This window comes from Micromonospora sp. RV43 (genome assembly GCF_001029515.1).
GTDB classification, from domain to species: domain Bacteria; phylum Actinomycetota; class Actinomycetes; order Mycobacteriales; family Micromonosporaceae; genus Micromonospora; species Micromonospora aurantiaca.
In genome coordinates this window covers 1-17,164 of the sequence record NZ_LEKG01000173.1, presented here as the reverse complement: position 1 = coordinate 17,164, position 17,164 = coordinate 1, and the positions used below count along the sequence as shown (strand labels likewise).

The 17,164-nt window shown below is 74.3% G+C and carries 15 protein-coding genes; 6 read left to right on the top strand and 9 right to left on the bottom strand.

The window, feature by feature from the left end; genetic code table 11:
- On the bottom strand, positions 1-1,139 hold a 1,139-nt coding region (locus ABD52_RS30410; protein WP_047894028.1), incomplete at its 3' end, for an aromatic acid exporter family protein.
- Between the two features lie 69 nt (positions 1,140-1,208).
- Here ABD52_RS30410 and ABD52_RS30405 point away from each other — a divergent pair.
- Entirely contained in the window at positions 1,209-1,844 is a 636-nt protein-coding gene (locus tag ABD52_RS30405; RefSeq protein ID WP_047894027.1) for a metal-dependent phosphohydrolase, read from the top strand.
- Here the strand turns inward: ABD52_RS30405 and ABD52_RS30400 are convergent.
- Positions 1,770-2,102, bottom strand: coding sequence for a DUF4031 domain-containing protein (locus tag ABD52_RS30400; RefSeq protein ID WP_047894029.1), 333 nt, complete (start codon positions 2,100-2,102; stop codon positions 1,770-1,772). The genes ABD52_RS30405 and ABD52_RS30400 overlap by 75 nt on opposite strands.
- Positions 2,103-2,135: 33 nt before the next feature.
- On the opposite strand from ABD52_RS30400, the gene ABD52_RS30395 reads away from it, so the two are divergent.
- Positions 2,136-3,536, top strand: coding sequence for an FAD-binding oxidoreductase (locus ABD52_RS30395; protein ID WP_047894026.1), 1,401 nt, complete (start codon positions 2,136-2,138; stop codon positions 3,534-3,536).
- Here the strand turns inward: ABD52_RS30395 and ABD52_RS30390 are convergent.
- Both ABD52_RS30390 and ABD52_RS30385 read right to left on the bottom strand, forming a co-directional pair.
- Positions 3,533-4,030 carry a hypothetical protein gene (locus tag ABD52_RS30390; RefSeq protein ID WP_047894025.1) on the bottom strand — a complete coding sequence of 166 codons (498 nt, stop codon included), beginning with the start codon at positions 4,028-4,030 and terminating at the stop codon, positions 3,533-3,535. The two genes, ABD52_RS30395 and ABD52_RS30390, sit on opposite strands and share 4 nt — an antisense overlap.
- Positions 4,031-4,096: 66 nt before the next feature.
- A complete protein-coding gene (locus ABD52_RS30385; protein ID WP_047894024.1) occupies positions 4,097-5,914 on the bottom strand; it encodes a glycerol-3-phosphate dehydrogenase/oxidase in 1,818 nt (605 codons plus the stop codon).
- Positions 5,915-5,982: 68 nt separating this feature from the next.
- On the opposite strand from ABD52_RS30385, the gene ABD52_RS30380 reads away from it, so the two are divergent.
- From ABD52_RS30380 to ABD52_RS30370, 3 genes are all read left to right on the top strand, one after another.
- Positions 5,983-8,394, top strand: coding sequence for a S8 family serine peptidase (locus tag ABD52_RS30380; protein WP_047894023.1), 2,412 nt, complete (start codon positions 5,983-5,985; stop codon positions 8,392-8,394).
- A 43-nt stretch (positions 8,395-8,437) separates the two neighbouring features.
- Positions 8,438-9,364 carry a GNAT family N-acetyltransferase gene (locus ABD52_RS30375; protein ID WP_013288851.1) on the top strand — a complete coding sequence of 309 codons (927 nt, stop codon included), beginning with the start codon at positions 8,438-8,440 and terminating at the stop codon, positions 9,362-9,364.
- A gap of 70 nt (positions 9,365-9,434) precedes the next feature.
- A complete protein-coding gene (locus ABD52_RS30370) occupies positions 9,435-9,677 on the top strand; it encodes a hypothetical protein (RefSeq protein ID WP_013288852.1) in 243 nt (80 codons plus the stop codon).
- Between the two features lie 71 nt (positions 9,678-9,748).
- Here the strand turns inward: ABD52_RS30370 and groL are convergent, their stop codons facing one another.
- The 3 genes from groL to ABD52_RS30355 all read right to left on the bottom strand — a co-directional run bounded on the left by groL (position 9,749) and on the right by ABD52_RS30355 (position 13,354).
- Positions 9,749-11,371 (bottom strand): chaperonin GroEL, encoded by a 1,623-nt coding sequence (gene groL, locus ABD52_RS30365; RefSeq protein WP_013288853.1) that lies wholly within the window; start codon positions 11,369-11,371, stop codon positions 9,749-9,751.
- Positions 11,372-11,645: 274 nt separating this feature from the next.
- Positions 11,646-13,040 (bottom strand): hypothetical protein, encoded by a 1,395-nt coding sequence (locus ABD52_RS30360; RefSeq protein ID WP_047894022.1) that lies wholly within the window; start codon positions 13,038-13,040, stop codon positions 11,646-11,648.
- 110 nt (positions 13,041-13,150) lie between these two features.
- On the bottom strand, positions 13,151-13,354 hold the full coding sequence (locus tag ABD52_RS30355) for a cold-shock protein (protein ID WP_013288855.1): 204 nt from the start codon (positions 13,352-13,354) through the stop codon (positions 13,151-13,153).
- A gap of 218 nt (positions 13,355-13,572) precedes the next feature.
- Here ABD52_RS30355 and ABD52_RS30350 point away from each other — a divergent pair, with 218 nt between their 5' ends.
- Positions 13,573-14,088: a GNAT family N-acetyltransferase gene (locus tag ABD52_RS30350; RefSeq protein WP_013288856.1), complete on the top strand. Its 516-nt coding sequence runs from the start codon at positions 13,573-13,575 to the stop codon at positions 14,086-14,088.
- A gap of 63 nt (positions 14,089-14,151) precedes the next feature.
- Here ABD52_RS30350 and paaN read toward each other — a convergent pair whose 3' ends face one another.
- Positions 14,152-15,825 (bottom strand): phenylacetic acid degradation protein PaaN, encoded by a 1,674-nt coding sequence (gene paaN, locus ABD52_RS30345; RefSeq protein ID WP_200905267.1) that lies wholly within the window; start codon positions 15,823-15,825, stop codon positions 14,152-14,154.
- A gap of 52 nt (positions 15,826-15,877) precedes the next feature.
- Positions 15,878-16,897, bottom strand: coding sequence for a GNAT family N-acetyltransferase (locus ABD52_RS30340; protein WP_047894020.1), 1,020 nt, complete (start codon positions 16,895-16,897; stop codon positions 15,878-15,880).
- Between the last annotated feature and the right edge of the window lie 267 nt (positions 16,898-17,164).

Here is a 17,164-nt window from a genome sequence, read left to right as displayed (position 1 = left end):
ATCCCGGAGGCCACCAACAGGTCGCTCGCCGTGGTACGCACCTGGGCGATCACCACGCTGCCGGAGAAGCCGACCCCCTCCGCGTACGCCCGGCCGGCCTCGCTCACCGCGCGCAGCGACCGTTCGCGGGCCTCCTCCGGCTCCTGTCCGGCGGCGAACTCCTGCCGGAGCAGACGTACCGACTCGGCCAGGTGACCGATCGCGTCCGGCATCGGCTCGGGGACCGGCTCGGCATCCTCGATCATGGTGACGGCGCGGCGGATCAGCGTGCCGCTGTTGCGCATGGCCCGGTCGATCGGTTCGGCCGCCTCGGCGTAGTGGGTCAGTTCGCCGCGCCGGTGCCAGCGAGCGGGTGACAGCGTGCTGGTCTCCTTCGCGCCCTCGATCGCCTCGGAGAGCGCGGCCAGTTCCTCCTTGTTCTCGCGCAGCCGGAACAGCGCCCGCTGGGCCGCCTCCCGGTCCCGGTCGCGTACCGCGCCGGCGCAGGCGTCGAGCTGGTCGGCGAGCAGGTCCAGCGCCGGCCGGGCGGCCCGGTTGATCACCCGCAGCGGGTTGAGCGGCAGCAGGACGGCGGTGACCAGCAGCGCGATGCCGCCGCCGAGGAACGCGTCGATGAAGCGGGGGAACTCCAGGTTCTCCGTGGACGGGCTGAGCGTCACGATCAGCACCGCGGTGGCCGCCGCCTGGATCACGATGGCGACGCTCGCCCCGGCGAAGATGCTCAGCAGGATCGCCGAGGTCACCACGAGCGCGAGCTGCCACGCGCCGGTGCCGACGAAGTAGATGAGCGCGTCGCCGACGAGCACGCCGACCGCCACCCCGACGATCAGTTCGACGGTGCGGCGGAACCGCTGCCCCACCGAGGCGGCGAGCGTGCCGACAGCGGAGATCGGGGCGAAGACCGGCTGGGGGTTCTTCAGCAGCCGGTGCGAGATCAGGTACGCCAGGCCGGCCGCGAGCCCCGCCTGCACCGCCAGGCCGAACGCGGTACGGACCCGGTGCAGCCGGTCGTGCAGTGTGGCCTTGCTGCGGTGCCGCAGTTCCTCCATCGCGGAGGCGATCCGCTGGCCGTCACGGTCGCCCGGGCCGTCATGCTGATCGCCGCGACGAAGGAACGGCAGTCGTCGGTCCCGGGCCATGGCGGGTACTACCCGCGACGAACCCGCTGAATCCCCGGTCCGGTCGCGGAGTGGGGCAGACTGCACCCGGTGGACGATCTGACGGCACGGTGGCGGGAGACGGCACGGGCTGCGGGCGCGACCGATCCGGCGGGAGCCGACCGGGCCGGTGCCCGGCTGCTGGCGGGCTGGCGGGAGCCGCACCGGCGCTACCACGACGAGGCGCACCTGCGGGCGGTGCTCGACGTGGTCGACGCGTACGCCGGCCTGGCCCGCCACCCCGACGTGGTCCGGCTGGCGGCGTGGTGCCACGACGCGGTCTACGACCCGCGCGCGGCGGGCGACGCCAACGAGCGGGCCAGCGCCGACCTGGCCGGCGAGCTGCTGACCGCCGCCGGGCTCCCGGCCGCGACGGTGACCGGGGTACGCCGCCTGGTGCTGCTCACCGCCGGCCACGTGGTCGGGCCGGACGACCCGGACGGCGCGTTGCTCTGCGACGCCGACCTGGCGGTGCTCGCCGCCCCGGCGGAGCGGTACGACAGGTACGCCGCCGCGATCCGTGCCGAGTACGCGCACGTGCCCGAACCGGACTTCCGCACCGGCCGGGCCGCGGTGCTGCGGCACCTGCTCGCCCTGCCGGCGCTGTACCGCCTACCCGAGCCGCACGCCCGCTGGGAGGCCCGGGCGCGGGCCAACCTGTCCCGGGAGCTGGCCGCGCTCGCCTGAGACGCGGTGCTTCGGGCGGCGCAGGCCGGCGTCACGCAGCAGCCGGACGATCTCCCGCGAGGGCACGACCGTGGCGCCGAGCCACACCGCCGCCCGGAACCGCTCGGCGGGCACGTCGTAGTGATCCCGGTCGAAGCCGCGCCAGGGCGCACCGAGCATCTCGGCGAACGCGTGCAGCTCGGCGTACGAGACGTCGCTGATCAGGTGCGACCAGAGCCGGCCGCGCCAGGGCACGGCGGGCGGGTCCAGGTAGAGCACGGCAACAGACGGTACGCCGGTAGCCTTCCCGGCATGGCCGCCCATCCCCTCCTCGACGACCTGCGGGCCGCGCTCGGCGACGCCGCCGTGCTGACCGACCCGGACCTGCTGGCCGGGCACGAGCGCGACGAGGCCGACCTGTGCGACTCGGGCACCCCGCTGGCGGTGGTGCGTCCCCGCGACACCGGCGAGGTGGTGGCGGTGGTCCGGGCGGCCGCGCGGCACGGCGTACCGGTGGTGCCGCAGGGTGCGCGGACCGGGCTGGCCGGCGCGGCGAACGCGGTCGCCGGCGCGGTGGTGGTGAGCACCGTGGCGATGGACGCGGTCCGGGAGATCGACCCGGTCGGCCGGATCGCCGTGGTGCAGCCGGGCGTGGTGAACGCGGCGCTCGCCCGTGCGGTACGGGAGCACGGCCTCTGGTATCCGCCGGACCCCGGCTCGTGGGAGTCGTCCACCATCGGCGGCAACGTGGCCACGAACGCCGGTGGCATGTGCTGCGTGAAGTACGGCGTGACCAGCGAGTACGTGCTGGGCCTGGAGGTGGTGCTCGCCTCCGGCGAGGTGCTGCGGACCGGGCGGCGTACCGCCAAGGGGGTCGCCGGGTACGACCTGACCCGCCTCTTCGTCGGCTCGGAGGGCACGCTCGGCGTGATCACCGAGGTGACTGTGGCGTTGCGCCCGGCCCCGGAGGAGTCACTGACCCTGGTCGCGGTCTTTCCCACTGTGGCGACTGCCGGTGGCGCGGTCGCCGGGATCGCCGAGCGGGGACTCACCCCGAGCCTGCTGGAACTGCTGGACCGGACGCATCTGCGGGCGATCGAGGCGTACCGGCCGATGGGTCTGCGCACCGATGCCGAGGCGCTGCTGCTCGCGGCGGTGGACACCGGCCCGCGTGCCGCCGACGACCTGGCCCGGCTGGCCGAGGTGTGCACGGCGGCGGGTGCCGACGAGGTCTACGCGGCCACCGACGCGACCGAGGCGGCGGCCCTGCTCCAGGCGCGGCGGCTGGCCCATCCGGCGATGGAGCGGTTCGCGGCGGAGACGTTCCCGGGCGGCAACGGCGGCCTGGTCATCGACGACGTGGCGGTGCCGCGCGGCCGGCTCGCGGAGCTGCTCGACGGGGTGGCCCGGATCGCCGAGGCGTGCCGGGTGCCGATCGGGGTGGTCGGTCACGCGGGCGACGGCAACATGCACCCGAACATCGTGGTCGACCGGGCCGATCCGGCGAGCCTGGCCCGGGGACGGCGGGCCTTCGACGAGATCATGCGGCTGGGGCTGGAACTGGGCGGCACCTGCACCGGGGAGCACGGCGTCGGGCTGCTCAAGCGGGACTGGCTGGCCCGCGAGATCGGCCCGGTGGGCGTACGCGTGCACCAGGCGATCAAGGCGGCGCTGGACCCGGCCGGGCTGCTCAACCCCGGCAAGGTCTTCTAGCCCTTGTCCTCCGCGGGCGTGGCCTGGGTGACGAGAAGCAGCACGTCGTAGGCCACCTTCGGCTTCGGCTCACCCGGGCAGTCCTGGATGGTGACTGTCAGGTCCGGCGGCACGAGCAGCGTCGAGGTCAGCACGCCGATGCAGCCCTGCTTGTAGTTGCGGGCCTGGTCGGTCTCCTTCACGATCGCCGGGTCCGCGAGCATCCGCTGGAGCCGCCGCGTCTGGTCCGGGCTCAGCGTGCCGGTGGCGTCCACGCCGTCGCCGGCGCAGTCGCGGCACTGCCAGCGGCCGGACGGGTCCACGTCGAGGTTGCGGACCGGGCCGTCACCGAGCCGCTGCACCAGGGAGACGCGTCTGCCGTCCGGTGTCGGGCCGGCCGTGCCCGCCGCCCCGGGTGCGGTGGCGCCCTCGGCCCGTCCGAAGGAGCAGCCGGTCAGAGCCAGCAGGACGACGGCGGACAGAGCGGGGACGCGCGACCAGGATGGGCGAACCACGCGGGGAAACCTACACTTCCGTAGGTAGCGCGCACTACCGGCCGAGCGGCCCGGGTCGGGGATCCCCTACCTGGGGGAGGCCGGAAGTTCAACGCCCGGACCGTCGGTGCCCCGGTCGGCCGCGAATCCGCGGACGTCGGGCGCGCCGAGGCGGGCCGCGTCGGCAGCGATGTCGTCCGGCATGAGCTGCGACTCCCGCTCGGCCAGCACCCGCGCCCGGTAGTGGGCGACCTCCCGGTCCCGGGTCGCCGCGTCCCAGCCGAGCACCGCACCCATCAGCTCCGCGGCGTGCTCCGCCGACTCCAGGCCGCGGTGGCTGGTCTCGATCGAGATCCGGGTACGCCGGGTGAGCACGTCCTCCAGGTGCAGCGCGCCCTCGGCACGGGCGGCGTACGTCACCTCGGCGGCCAGGTATTCCGGTGCGCCGGCCAGCGGCGAGCCGAGCAGCGGATCGGCGTCGACCAGGGCGAGCAGGTCGAGCGTGAGGGTGCCGTAGCGCTCCAGCAGGTGCTCGACCACGCCGACCGCCACCCCGTGCCGGCGGGCCAGGTCGGCCCGGTCCCGCCACATGGCCGCGTACCCGTCGGCGCCGAGCAGCGGCAGGTCGGCGGTACGCGAGGAGCGGGTCCGGCCGAGCCGGTGCATCGCGCGGTCGACCACGTCGGAGGCCATCACCCGGTAGGTGGTGTACTTGCCGCCCGCGACCAGCAGCAGGCCGAGCATCGGCTCCACCACCGCGTGCTCGCGGGACAGCTTGGAGGTGGAGTCCGCCTCGCCGGCCAGCAGCGGGCGCAGCCCGGCGTAGACGCCCTCGATGTCGGCGGTGGTCAGCGGCCGGTCCAGCACCTCGTTGACCTGCGACAACAGGTAGTCGATGTCGCTCGCGGTCGCGGCCGGGTGGGACCTGTCGAGTTGCCAGTCCGTGTCGGTGGTGCCGATGATCCAGTGCCCGCCCCAGGGGATCACGAACAACACGCTCGTCGCGGTACGCAGGATCAGGCCGGTCTCGCCGACGATCGCCGAGCGGGGCACCACGAGGTGCACCCCCTTCGAGGCCCGGACCCGCAGCTTCGGGCGCAGCCCGACGTCGTTGAGCATCCGCGACATGTCGTCGCTCCACACGCCGGTGGCCGCGATCACGGTGCGGGCGCGTACCTCGAACTCGGCGTCCGGCGAACCGGCGGGCGCCTCCAGGTCGCGGACCCGCACGCCGGTGACCTCCCGGGCCTGCCGGGTCAGGCCGACCGCGCGGGCGCTCGTCACCACAGTCGCGCCGAGGCTCGCCGCGGTACGCGCCAGCGTCACCACCAGGCGGGCGTCGTCGACCTGGCCGTCGTAGTAGCGGATCGCGCCGGCCAGCTTGTCCGGCCGGAGGCTGGGGAAGATCCGGCGGGTGCCCTCGCGGGTGAGGTGCCGGTGCAGCGGCATGCCGCGCCCGCCGCCGAAGATCCCGGCGAACGCGTCGTACGCGGCCACGCCGAGGCCGTAGTAGGAGCGGCGGAAGAACCGCCGGGGCAGGTCGCCCGCGCCGCCCTCGGCGGGCAGCGGCACCAGGATCGGCACCGGCCGGACCAGGTGCGGCGCGAGCCGGGTGGCGAGCAGACCGCGCTCGGTCAGCGCCTCGTGGACCAGGTGGAACTCCAGCTGCTCCAGGTAGCGCAGGCCGCCGTGGATCAGCTTGCTGGACCGGCTGGACGTGCCGGCGGCGTAGTCGCGCGCCTCCACCAGGGCGACCTTCAGCCCTCGGGAGGCGGCGTCGAGCGCGGCGCCCGCTCCGGTGACGCCACCGCCGATGACCAGCACGTCGAACCGCTCGGCCCGGAGGCGGCGCAGGTCGTCGGCGCGGCGCTCGGCGGACAGCCGGCCGGCCGTGGATCGGGACACACTCGGGTCACGCACCAGTCAACGGTAACCGTCCCGGGCGCGCGGCGACACGGCCCGGCCGTACCGTGATGACCATGCTGACCGGTCCGCCGCTCGCCCCCGTACCGCCGCCACCGCGCGAGACCGGTCCGTGGCCGGTCGTGGCGGCGGTGGCGACCGGGGTGTGGATCGTGCTGGTCACCGTGCCGGGCCAGATCACCGGCTGGCTGGTCGACCAGGTGGCGCTGGTCATCGGCGCGGACCGGCCGGTGGCGGCCTGGCCGGTGGTCGCGGTGGCCACGGTGCTGCTGGCCGGCGCCCCGGCGCTGGCGCTGGCGCTCGCGCCCCGCTCCCCCGCGCTGCGGGCGACCGGCCGGGCCTGGACCGCCGCCGTGGTCGCGCTCGGCGCGACCACGCTGCTGCGGACGGTGCCGCCGGTGCACCACGAGGCGTACCTGGCCGCGCTCACGGTGACCGCCGCGGCGCTCGCGCTCGTCGCCGTCCGTCTCGGCCGCGTCCGGCCACCGGTCGTCGTGGACGCGGCCCCGGAGGGCCGGTTCGGGTCGGTGTCGCTGCTGGCGATCGCGGCCGGGCTGGCCGTACTCCTGCCGTGGGCCTGGGTGGGCGCGCTCGGGGGAGCGCTGGAGACGTTGCTGGCCGGCCTGGCCGCCGCCGCGCTGGGCGCGCTCGCCGGGGCACTGCTCGGCGCCGGTTTCTGGGCCGCGTTCGGGCCGGGTCCGGTCCGGCTGGTGCTCGTCGGCGGTCTGGTCGCGGGGGTCGCGTTGACACCGCTCGCGGCCGGTGCCGGGCAGTCGGGCGTGCAGTTGCCGGCGCTGGTGCTGCTGCCGCCGCTCGGCTTCGTGCTGGCCGCGCTGGAGGCGGCGGCCCGCCACGCGGGCCGTCCGGCCGGGCCCGCGCCGGTGCGCCGGCTGGTCGGGCTCGCCCTGCTGGGGCCGCTCGCGTTCACCGACCCGGAGGAGTTCAGCCTCCTGCTGTCCGCCACCCGCGACGCGCCGTTCTGGGTCGCGGTGGGCACCGGCGTGGCGTTCGCCGTCGCGGGCCTGCTCGCAGTCGGGTACGGCGTGCTGCTCGCCCGGTCCCGCGCCCGCGCGCCCCGGCGCGGTCCGGCCGCGCTGGTCGCCGCCGCGCTGCTCGCCGCCGTCGCCGTGGTGTACGTCGTCCCCGGCCGGCCCGGACTGTACGGCGAGCGGCTGCTGGTGGTGCTGCGCGAGCAGGCCGATCTGACCGGCCTGCCGGCCGGGACGCCGGGCCGGGCCGGGCGGGACGTCCGGGCGACCGAGGTCTACCGGCGGCTGGTGGCGACAGCCGACCGCACGCAGGGCGACCTGCGCCGCACGCTGGCCGGGATGCGGCTGAACCCGACGCCGTACTACCTGGTGAACGCGATCGAGACGGACGGCGGGCCGGCGGTGCGGGCCTGGCTGTCGAGTCGTCCCGAGGTGGCCCGGGTGCTGGTGAGCCAGCGCCTGCGCCCGCTGCCCGCGCTCGCCCCGCAGGCGCGCGGCGACGCCCCGGCGCCGGCCGGCCCGGCCTGGAACGTCTCGCTGATCGGCGCGGACCGGGTCTGGTCCGAGCTGGGGGTCACCGGGTCCGGCGTGGTGGTCGGCAGCTCCGACTCCGGGGTGGACGGCCGGCACCCGGCGCTCGCGGGCGGCTTCCGGGGCGGCGACGACTCGTGGTACGACCCGTGGGAGGGCCGCCGCGCCCCGGCCGACCGGGGTGGCCACGGGACGCACACGCTCGGCAGCGCGGTGGGCCGGGACGGGATCGGCGTGGCGCCGGGTGCGAGCTGGGTCGGCTGCGTCAACCTGGAGCGCAACATGGGCAGCCCGGCCCGCTACCTCGACTGCCTCCAGTTCATGCTGGCCCCGTTCCCCGAGGGCGGGAACCCGCTCACCGACGGCCGTCCCTCACGCGCCCCGGACGTGCTCACCAACTCGTGGGGCTGCCCGCCGGTGGAGGGGTGCGACCCGGGGGCGCTGCGACCGGCGACCGCCGCGCTGACCGCGGCCGGCATCCTGGTGGTGGCCGCGGCCGGGAACACCGGCCCGTCGTGCGGCTCGATCAACGATGCGCCCGCGCCGTACCCGGACGTGCTGACCGTCGGGGCGGTGGACCGGCAGCGGCGCGTCACCGAGTTCTCCAGCCGCGGTCCGGCGCCGGACGGTCGGGCCAAGCCGGACCTGGTCGCCCCGGGCGCCGCGGTGCTGTCCGCGATGCCGGGCGGCGGGTACGCCACCCTGGACGGCACCTCGATGGCCACGCCACAGGTCGCGGGCGTGGTGGCACTGATGTGGTCGGCGAACCCGGCGCTGGTCGGAGACCTGGAGCGGACACGGGCGATCCTGCGCGACACCGCCCAGCCGGTCACCCAGCCCGCCGGGGCGGACACCTGCGGTGGACCGCAGGACGTCTCCGGCGCCGGGCTGGTGGACGCGTACGCGGCGGTCCGCGCGGCCCGGTCGGTGGCGACCGGTTAACAACCCTGTCCATTGGTCTGCCGATGCCCTAGGGTCGGCGTCCATGGACGTGGAGATCATCGAGCTGGGCCGGGACCGGCTGCCCGAGGTGGTCGAGCTGTGCCGGCTGTCGTTCGATCTGCCGGAGGACGCGGCCGAGGCGTCAGCCGTGGTGGTCACCGTGGCGGAGCGGGCCGCAGCCGACCGTCCGGTGCTGCGCCTCGGTGCGGTACGCGACGGCGCGCTGGTCGGCGTACTCGTCGGGTCGCTGTCGGCGGCCGATCCGCGCCTCGGCCACGTCGACCTGGTCGCTGTCGCGCCCACTGAGCGCCGCCAGGGCGTGGGCGGGGCGCTGCTGACCGAGGCGGAGAGCCGGCTCGGCGCGCTCGGCGCGGCCGAGGTGCTGCTCGCCGGCAACCCGCCGCACTACGCCTGGCCGGGCGTCGACGTGCGCTACACCCCGGCGGTCTGCGCCGCGCAGCGGCTGGGTTACCGGCAGGACCGTACCGCCTGGAACATGACCGCCGAGCTGTCCGAGGGGTCGGCGGCGCTGCGCCCCACCGAGGCCGCCGAGCAGCGGCTGGCCGGGCGGGGCGTGACGGTACGCCGTGCCGCCTCCGACGACCTGCCGGCGCTCGCCGCGTTCGCCAGGTCCACGTTCGGCGGCGCCTGGGACGGTGAGCTGGCCGGTTCGGTGGGGCGGCCGGACGCGGGTGTGCACCTGGCCGAGCGGGACGGCGAGATCCTCGGGTTCGCCGCGTACGGTTCGGCGCGGCCTAGCTGGTTCGGGCCGATGGGCACCGCACCGGCGGCGGAGGGCTCCGGGATCGGCGGCGTGCTGCTGCGCCGGTGCCTGCGCGACCAGGCGGCGGCCGGGATCACCGCGGCGCAGATCGGCTGGGTGGGGCCGGTGCCGTTCTACTCGAACGCGGCGGGCGCCCGGATCGAGCGGGTGTTCTTCCTCTACCGGAAAGCCATCAAAGGGGCATAGACGTCAATAGTGCCATTCAGCCTCCTTCGCCATCGACCGGGCTCTACGGTCGGAGCAGAGGAGGCGGTGCATGACCACGAATGACGAACGGGCCGAGGATCCGGCGGCGGCCCGGCGCCCGGCCGACGAGCTTCCCGGCCAGCTCCCGTTCGACCGGCTCGACGTCGGCGACGCCGAGCAGCTCGCCGAGCTGACCGGCGCAGACGCACCACCGGTGGAGGAGCCACGGCAGCCGGTGGACGAGCCGAGGCGGCCGCCACCGCCGTACGACAGGGCGCACAAGCGGCGCAACCAGCGCCGGCTGCCCACCTGAGCCGGATACGCGGAAAGGGGGCGGACCGCTGACGCGGCCCGCCCCCTTCGGCGTACTGGGTGGAGCTGGACTCAGAAGTCCATCTCCCCGCCACCCGGGCCCGCCGGGGCGGCCGGGGTCTTCTCCGGCTTGTCCGCCACGACGGCCTCGGTGGTGAGGAACAGCGCGGCGATCGAGGCGGCGTTCTGCAGCGCGGAACGCGTCACCTTGGCCGGGTCGATGATGCCCGCGGCCAGCAGGTCCACGTACTCGCCGGTCGCGGCGTTGAGGCCGTGACCCGGGTCGAGGTTGCGGACCCGCTCGACGACGACGCCACCCTCCATACCGGCGTTGACGGCGATCTGCCGCAGCGGGGCGTCCAGCGCGATCTTGACGATCTGCGCGCCGGTCGCCTCGTCGCCGGCCAGGTCCAGCTTGTCGAAGGCGGTCTTGCCGGCCTGCACCAGCGCGACGCCACCACCCGGGACGATGCCCTCCTCGACGGCGGCCTTCGCGTTGCGGACGGCGTCCTCGATGCGGTGCTTGCGCTCCTTCAGCTCGACCTCGGTGGCCGCGCCGACCTTGATCACCGCAACACCGCCGGCCAGCTTGGCCAGACGCTCCTGCAGCTTCTCCCGGTCGTAGTCGGAGTCGCTCTTGTCGATCTCGGCCCGGATCTGGTTCACCCGGCCCTGGATCTGCTCGGCGTCGCCGGCACCGTCGACGATGGTGGTCTCGTCCTTGGTCACCACGACCTTGCGGGCGCGGCCCAGCATCTCGAGGCCGGTCGCGTCCAGCTTGAGGCCGACCTCCTCGCTGATGACCTGGCCACCGGTGAGGATGGCGATGTCGGTCAGCATGGCCTTGCGGCGGTCACCGAAGCCCGGCGCCTTGACGGCGACCGACTTGAAGGTGCCACGGACCTTGTTGACCACCAGGGTGGCGAGGGCCTCGCCCTCCAGGTCCTCGGCGATGATCAGCAGCGGCTTGCCCGACTGCATGACCTTCTCCAGGATCGGGAGCAGGTCCTTCACCGACGAGATCTTGCTGTTGACGATCAGGATGTACGGGTCGTCGAAGACGGCCTCCATACGCTCCGGGTCGGTCATGAAGTAGGCGGAGATGTAGCCCTTGTCGAAGCGCATGCCCTCGGTGAGCTCGAGCTCCAGACCGAAGGTGTTGCTCTCCTCGACGGTGATGACACCTTCCTTGCCCACCTTGTCCATCGCCTCGGCGATGATCTCGCCGACGCTGGGGTCGGCGGCGGAGATGGAGGCGGTGGAGGCGATCTGCTCCTTGGTCTCCACGTCCTTGGCGAGCTTGAGCAGCTCCTCCGAGACGCTGGCCACGGCGGCCTCGATGCCCCGCTTCAGGGCCATCGGGTTGGCGCCGGCGGCCACGTTGCGCAGACCCTCACGGACCAGGGCCTGGGCCAGGACGGTCGCCGTCGTCGTGCCGTCACCGGCGACGTCGTCGGTCTTCTTCGCGACCTCCTTGACCAGCTCGGCGCCGATCTTCTCGTACGGGTCCTCGAGCTCGATCTCCTTGGCGATGCTCACACCATCGTTGGTGATGGTGGGGGCACCCCACTTCTTCTCGAGCACGACGTTGCGGCCCTTGGGGCCGAGGGTCACCTTCACGGCGTCGGCGAGCTGGTTCATGCCCCGCTCGAGGCCGCGGCGCGCCTCTTCGTCGAACGCGATCATCTTGGCCATACGGCGTTGTCCTCCTGGACACTCACGGGCCACCCGGATGCCCGGATGGGCCGTCTGGTGTACGCACCTTGGGGACGTCGCCACCTGGCGACGACGACGTCTCCTCGGTCGGGCCGGACAGCCCGCGACGACCGGCCTCGTACCGCTCCGGCGTCCCTTCGGACACCGGCGCGGCCGTGGCCCTACCGCCCCGACCTTCTGGCACTCACCGTACGCGAGTGCCAATGACTTGTTTAGCACTCTCCCTAGCCGAGTGCAAGCACGACAGCCCCGCTCAGCCGAGTTCCGCCGCCAGCCGGGCCGCGTTCACCGGGCCTTCCTGAGCCCGCTGTTCGGCGTACGTGACGACCAGCCCGACCTGCTGCGCCAGGTAGGCCGGGGCAGCCAGCAGGGCGCCGAACACGGCGAGCGCCACGGCGCCGATCGCGGTGCCGACGGCCTTCATCGGCTCGACGCCGAACACCGCCCCGCTGATCCCGCCCACGACCGCGTCCAGCACCGTCGCCGCGAGGAGGACAGCCATCACCAGCGCGACCCGGCCCAGCACCATGCCGAACCGGCTGTGGAACATCCGCCACGCCCGCCCGATCGGCTCCCGCCGCTCGAACAGGTAGACCGGACCGAACAGGGCCAGCGCGAACGCGGCGTAGAGGCCGGGCAGCAGGCAGAAGCAACTGCCGATCATGACCAGCAGCGAGACCAGGAGCGTCCAGCCCCACAGGCCGAGGGCACGGCGCAGCCCGTACCGGAAGGCGGCACCGAGTCCGGTCGGTTCGCCGGCCGCCTGGCGGGCGACCACCCAGGTGCCGGCGGCCCAACCCGCCGCCTGGAGCAGGCCGAAGACCAGCCCGGCGGACAGGAGCACGCCGTAGAAGGCGAACATCTGCCCCCAGAAGCCGGCCGGCAGCACCGGCGCACCGTCCGGGGCGGTCGCCATCTCGCCCTCGGGGCTGAAGACGAGCGTGAGGACGCCGATCACCGCCGCCGGGACGACCTGGGTGAGCAGCACGATGGGCAGCAGTTGCCGCCAGCCGCGCCGCAGCGCGGCGGTGCAGCGGGCGAACCAGGGACCGATGCCCGCGTGCGGCGGGTTGACGAGCGGATCCTGCGGGTCGATGCCCGGGAACCAGCCGGCGTACGCCCCGGGACCGGCCGGCACCGGGTACGCCGCACCGGGGACCGGGTAGGCCGCACCGGGGACCGGGTAGGCCGCACCGGGGACCGGGTAGGCCGCACCGGGCATCGGATAGCCCGGGTACGCCGGACCACCCCATCCCGGCGGCGGGGTGCCCGGCGGCGCGTTCCAACCGTGCGGAGGAGTGCCCGGCGCGTTCCAGCCCTGCGGAGGAGTGCCCGGCGGCACGGTCCAGCCCTGCGAGGTGTGGCCGGGTGAGGTGTCATCCGGCGCGGTCCATCCGGGCGGGTTGGCCGGGAACGGGGCGCCGGGCTGCGGGGTGTCGTACCCCGGCTCGGCCGGGACGATCGGCACGGGGCCGGTGTGACCGGCCCACGGGTCGGCGCCGGACGCGCCGGAGGCGGGCGTGGCCCCTCCGGTGGTCCCCGACGGTCCCGGTGCCGGCTCGGCGGCGGGCGGCGGGGGCGCGGTCGGGTCGGCCGGAGGGCCGGACGCCGCCGGCTCGGTGGAACCCGACGGGGGCAGATCGGACATGGGCCCTCCTCAGCGACTACGGCTGGAACGGCTCATGATCTTCCATGGTGGTCGGCCGCAACGCAGCCCCCGGGCCGGGGTCCGGTCGCGGGAGCACCGCCCGCCGCAGGTCAGGCGATGACGCGGACCCGCTCGGCCTGCGGACCCTTCTGCCCCTGCGCGATCTCGAACTCGACGCGCTGGCCGTCGTCGAGCGCCTTGTAGCCGTCCATCTCGATCGCGGAGAAGTGGACGAAGACGTCCTGCCCGCCGTCGACGGCGATGAAGCCGTAGCCCTTTTCGGCGTTGAACCACTTCACGGTGCCCTGTGCCACGGTGCACTTCCTCACTCTGCGCGGCGTTCCAACACCCGGAAACCGGCGGACCGGCACCGGTGGCGCACCGGTTCAGCGATCGGCGACGCTGAATTCGGTGACCGAAATCGCACGCTACACGAGGCGTGACGACGGCGCACGACCACAAATCGGGCATATTCCGGGGCGTACCCGGGCCTGTCGCACACCCGCTGCGGGCCGTCCGGTATGCATGCGGCATGACCAGCGTGAGCACCACGACCACCGTCCGCCGGGTCCGGCCGGAGGACGCCGGCCGGATGCGGGCGCTCCGGCTGGAGATGCTGGCCGACTCCCCGCTGGCCTTCCTGGAGACGGTGGCCGAGGCCGCCGCCCGGCCGCACGCGGAGTTCGCGGCCCGGGTCGCGGCCGTCTCCCGGGGCGACCACACCGCGCAGTTCGTGGCCGACCCGGGCGGCCGTCTGGTCGGCCACGCCGGCGGCATCGCCGCGCCGGACGAGCCGGGCCTGACGCTCGTCTACGCGGTCTACGTGACACCGGCCCGGCGGGGCAGCGGCCTGCTGGCGGCGCTCGTCGACGAGGTGGCGGCCTGGTCGCGCGCCTGCGGACGGCCCGAGCTGATGATGGAGGTGGTGGTCGGCAACGACCGCGCCTACCGGGCCTATCAGAAGCTGGGCTTCGTGGACACCGGCGTACGCGTGCCGCACCCCCGGATCGCCGGCCTGCACGAGCTGCAGATGCGCCGTCCGGCCTGAGCCGGCGCGGCGTTAATAAGGGGCCCCTCCTCTACCGGAGGCGTTAAGAAGGGGCCCCTCCTTTCAGACGTGCCGGCGGCTCTGCACGATGCGGAACCGGTTGGCCACGTACGCGCCGTCGGTCAGCGCCGAGTTGGCCGCCGCGTTCGCGCCCGAACCGTGGAAGTCGGAGAACGCCGCCGACTGGTTGACGAACACCCCGCCGGTCAGGTTGCAGGACAGGTGCACCCCGGCGTCGATCGCCGCCGCCTCGGCCGCGTCCAGCACCGCCTCGTTCGTGGAGTAGACGCCCGCGGTCAGCGCGCCCTTCTCCCCCACCGTCTCGCGCAGGATGCGCAGGCTGTGCTCGGTGGAGTCGGTGGCGATGGCGAACGAGATCGGCCCGAACCACTCCCGCGAGTAGGTGGCGGTGTCGGACGCGTCGAGCTTCACCACAGTCGGCGTACGCACCACCGCGCCGGGGAAGGACGGGTGCTCGACGGTGCGCGACTCCAGCACCGGCTCGCCGACCTTGGTGACCTCCTCCAGCCGCTCCAGCACGCCGTCGTTGACGATCGCGCCGGTCAGCTCGACGCCCCGGGCCGGGTCGGCGGTCAGCTTGGCGACCGCGCCGGCGATCCCGGCCGCCACCTCGTCGAAGCTCTTGTGACCCTGGTCGGTCTCGATGCCGTCGCGCGGGATCAGCAGGTTCTGCGAGGTGGTGCACATCTGGCCGCTGTACAGCGCCAGCGTGAAACCGAGGTTGCGGCAGAGCCCGGCGAAGTCGTCGGTGGAGTCGATCACCACCGTGTTCAGGCCGGCCTTCTCGGTGTAGACGGCGGCCTGCCGGGCGTTCGCCTCCAGCCAGTCGCCGTACTCGGTGGAGCCGGTGAAGTCGACGATCTTCACGGCCGGGTGCAGGGCCAGCGTGGTGGCGAGCTTCTCGCCGTCGGTCTCGGGGGCGAGCTGCACCAGGTTCGGGTCGAAGCCGGCCTCGGCGAGCACCTGCCGGGCGTACCTGACGGTGATCGCCAGCGGCAGCACCGCGCGCGGGTGCGGCTTCACCACGACCGGGTTGCCGGTGGCGAGCGAGGCGAACAGACCGGGGTACGAGTTCCAGGTCGGGAACGTGTTGCAGCCGATGACCAGCGCGACCCCGCGCGGCACCACGTGGAACGTCTTGGTCATCCGCAGCGGGTCGCCCTTGCCCGCGGCCTTCTCCCAGCCGGCGGTCCCCGGGTGGCGGGTCATCTCGGCGTACGCGTAGGCGACCGCCTCCAGCGCGCGGTCCAGCGCGTGCGCGCCACCGGCCTGGAACGCCATCACGAACGCCTGGCCGCTGGTGAACTGCACCGCGTTGGCCAGCTCGAACACGTTGCGGTGCAGCCGGTCCAGGATCTCCAGGCAGACACCGGCCCGGGCCTGCGGGCCCGCGTCGCGCCAGGCGGGCAGCGCGGCGCTCGCGGCGGACACCAGCTGGTCGGCGCCCGCGTGCGGGTAGCGCACGTCCAGCGCCACCCCGAACGGGCTGGCCTCGGTGGCCACCGTGGTGCCGTCACCGGCCTGGTCGAGCGGGAAGTCCCCGCCCAGGTACGCCTCGAAGGCGGCCTTGCCGTCGGCGGCGGCGGTCTCGCCGTACACCCGGGGGCTGGGCGACTCGGGATAGGCCGACCAGTACCCGCGCTCCGCGATGGCGGTCAGCGCCCGGTCGAGGGTCTCGCGGTGCCTGTCGTACAGGGGGTGCGGGGTCTCCGTCATGCCCGCCATCATGCAACAGAAAGGCACCAGATCAGTAGGGGCGTGTCACAACTCAGATCGTCAACTGCCAGTCGACCGAACCGGCGGCGGGGCGGAACCCGAGTTGCTCGTTGATCGCGATCATGTGGCGGTTCGCGGCCGCGTTCCAGGTGTCGACGGCCCGCAACGCCGGTTCGTGCGCCAACGCGTACGCCAGGTTCCCGGCCTTGCAGAGCAGGCCCAGCCGGTGGCCGCGGTGGCCGGGGTCGACGAGGGTGATCTGCTGCCAGGCGTGGCCGGTGCTGCTCGCGTCCATGCTGAGCTGGGTCCACCCGACCAGGCGGCCGGTCGCCTCGTGCACCGCGCCGGTGTTGTACCGGTGTACGCCCCGGGCGTCCAGCGCCCGCTCCGCGTCCCGCACCCGCGCGGCGTCCACCTGCTCCGGCTCCCAGTCCAGCTCGCCCATCGGCGCGTCGAGCAGTAGCCGGCCCTCCAGGTAGGCGACGTCCGCGACGTACTCCTCGGGCGTGTGGTCGCGCCACCGCACCGGCCGGTAGCCGGTCGCCGCGGCGCGCGCGTCGGCCAGCAGCGCGGCGAGCCGGTCACGGTCGAGCCCGGCCACGTCGAGGCGGCGGCGGACGTCGGCCAGCGCCGGCTTGGCGCCCACGGCGGCGGCGAACGCGGCACCGGGGAAGACCCGCCCCTCCTCGCCGGGCAGCGCGGCGACGGTAGCGCCGACCAGTCGTTTGCCGCCGTGCTCCCGCAGCAGCCGGACGCCGTGGTCGTGCAGCGTGCGCCCGATGCCCTGCCGCCGGCACGCCGGGTCCACGGTCAGCTCGACGCTCGCGTTCTCGGTGTTGTCGATCGTGTGCAGGTAGAGCCGGAGCCAGCCGACGGGCTGCCCGTCCAACCGGGCCACCAGCCAGCGCGTGTCGATGCCGGGCATCGGGTGCCGCAGCGGCGCCTCGAACCGCCGCCGGCAGAGGTCGGGCAGGTCCGGCTCGTCGACGGCCTGCGCGCCGCAGGCGATCCGGTAGACCGCGTCGAGCGTCGGCCGGTCGGTCGGATCCAGCGGCGTCACCGTGAGCGTCATGCCACCGAGGGTGCGCCGGACACAGCGAAGAGGCCAGCGGTTTTCCGCTGGCCTCTTCGGACGTTGGTCGGGAGGGACGTCCGCACAACGCCTCCGGCGTTGGGTCGCAAGAACTTGAAAAGTCTCCGGCGGATGCCCTCCCGCACGAAGCATCTTGCGCCGTCCGGTTCCTGCCGTCAAGTCCTTGAGGGCGGTTTTCTGGCACTCACCGCACATCACCGGTTACCCACCGGTCTCACCCGATCCCCCACCCGGGCGAGCCCCACC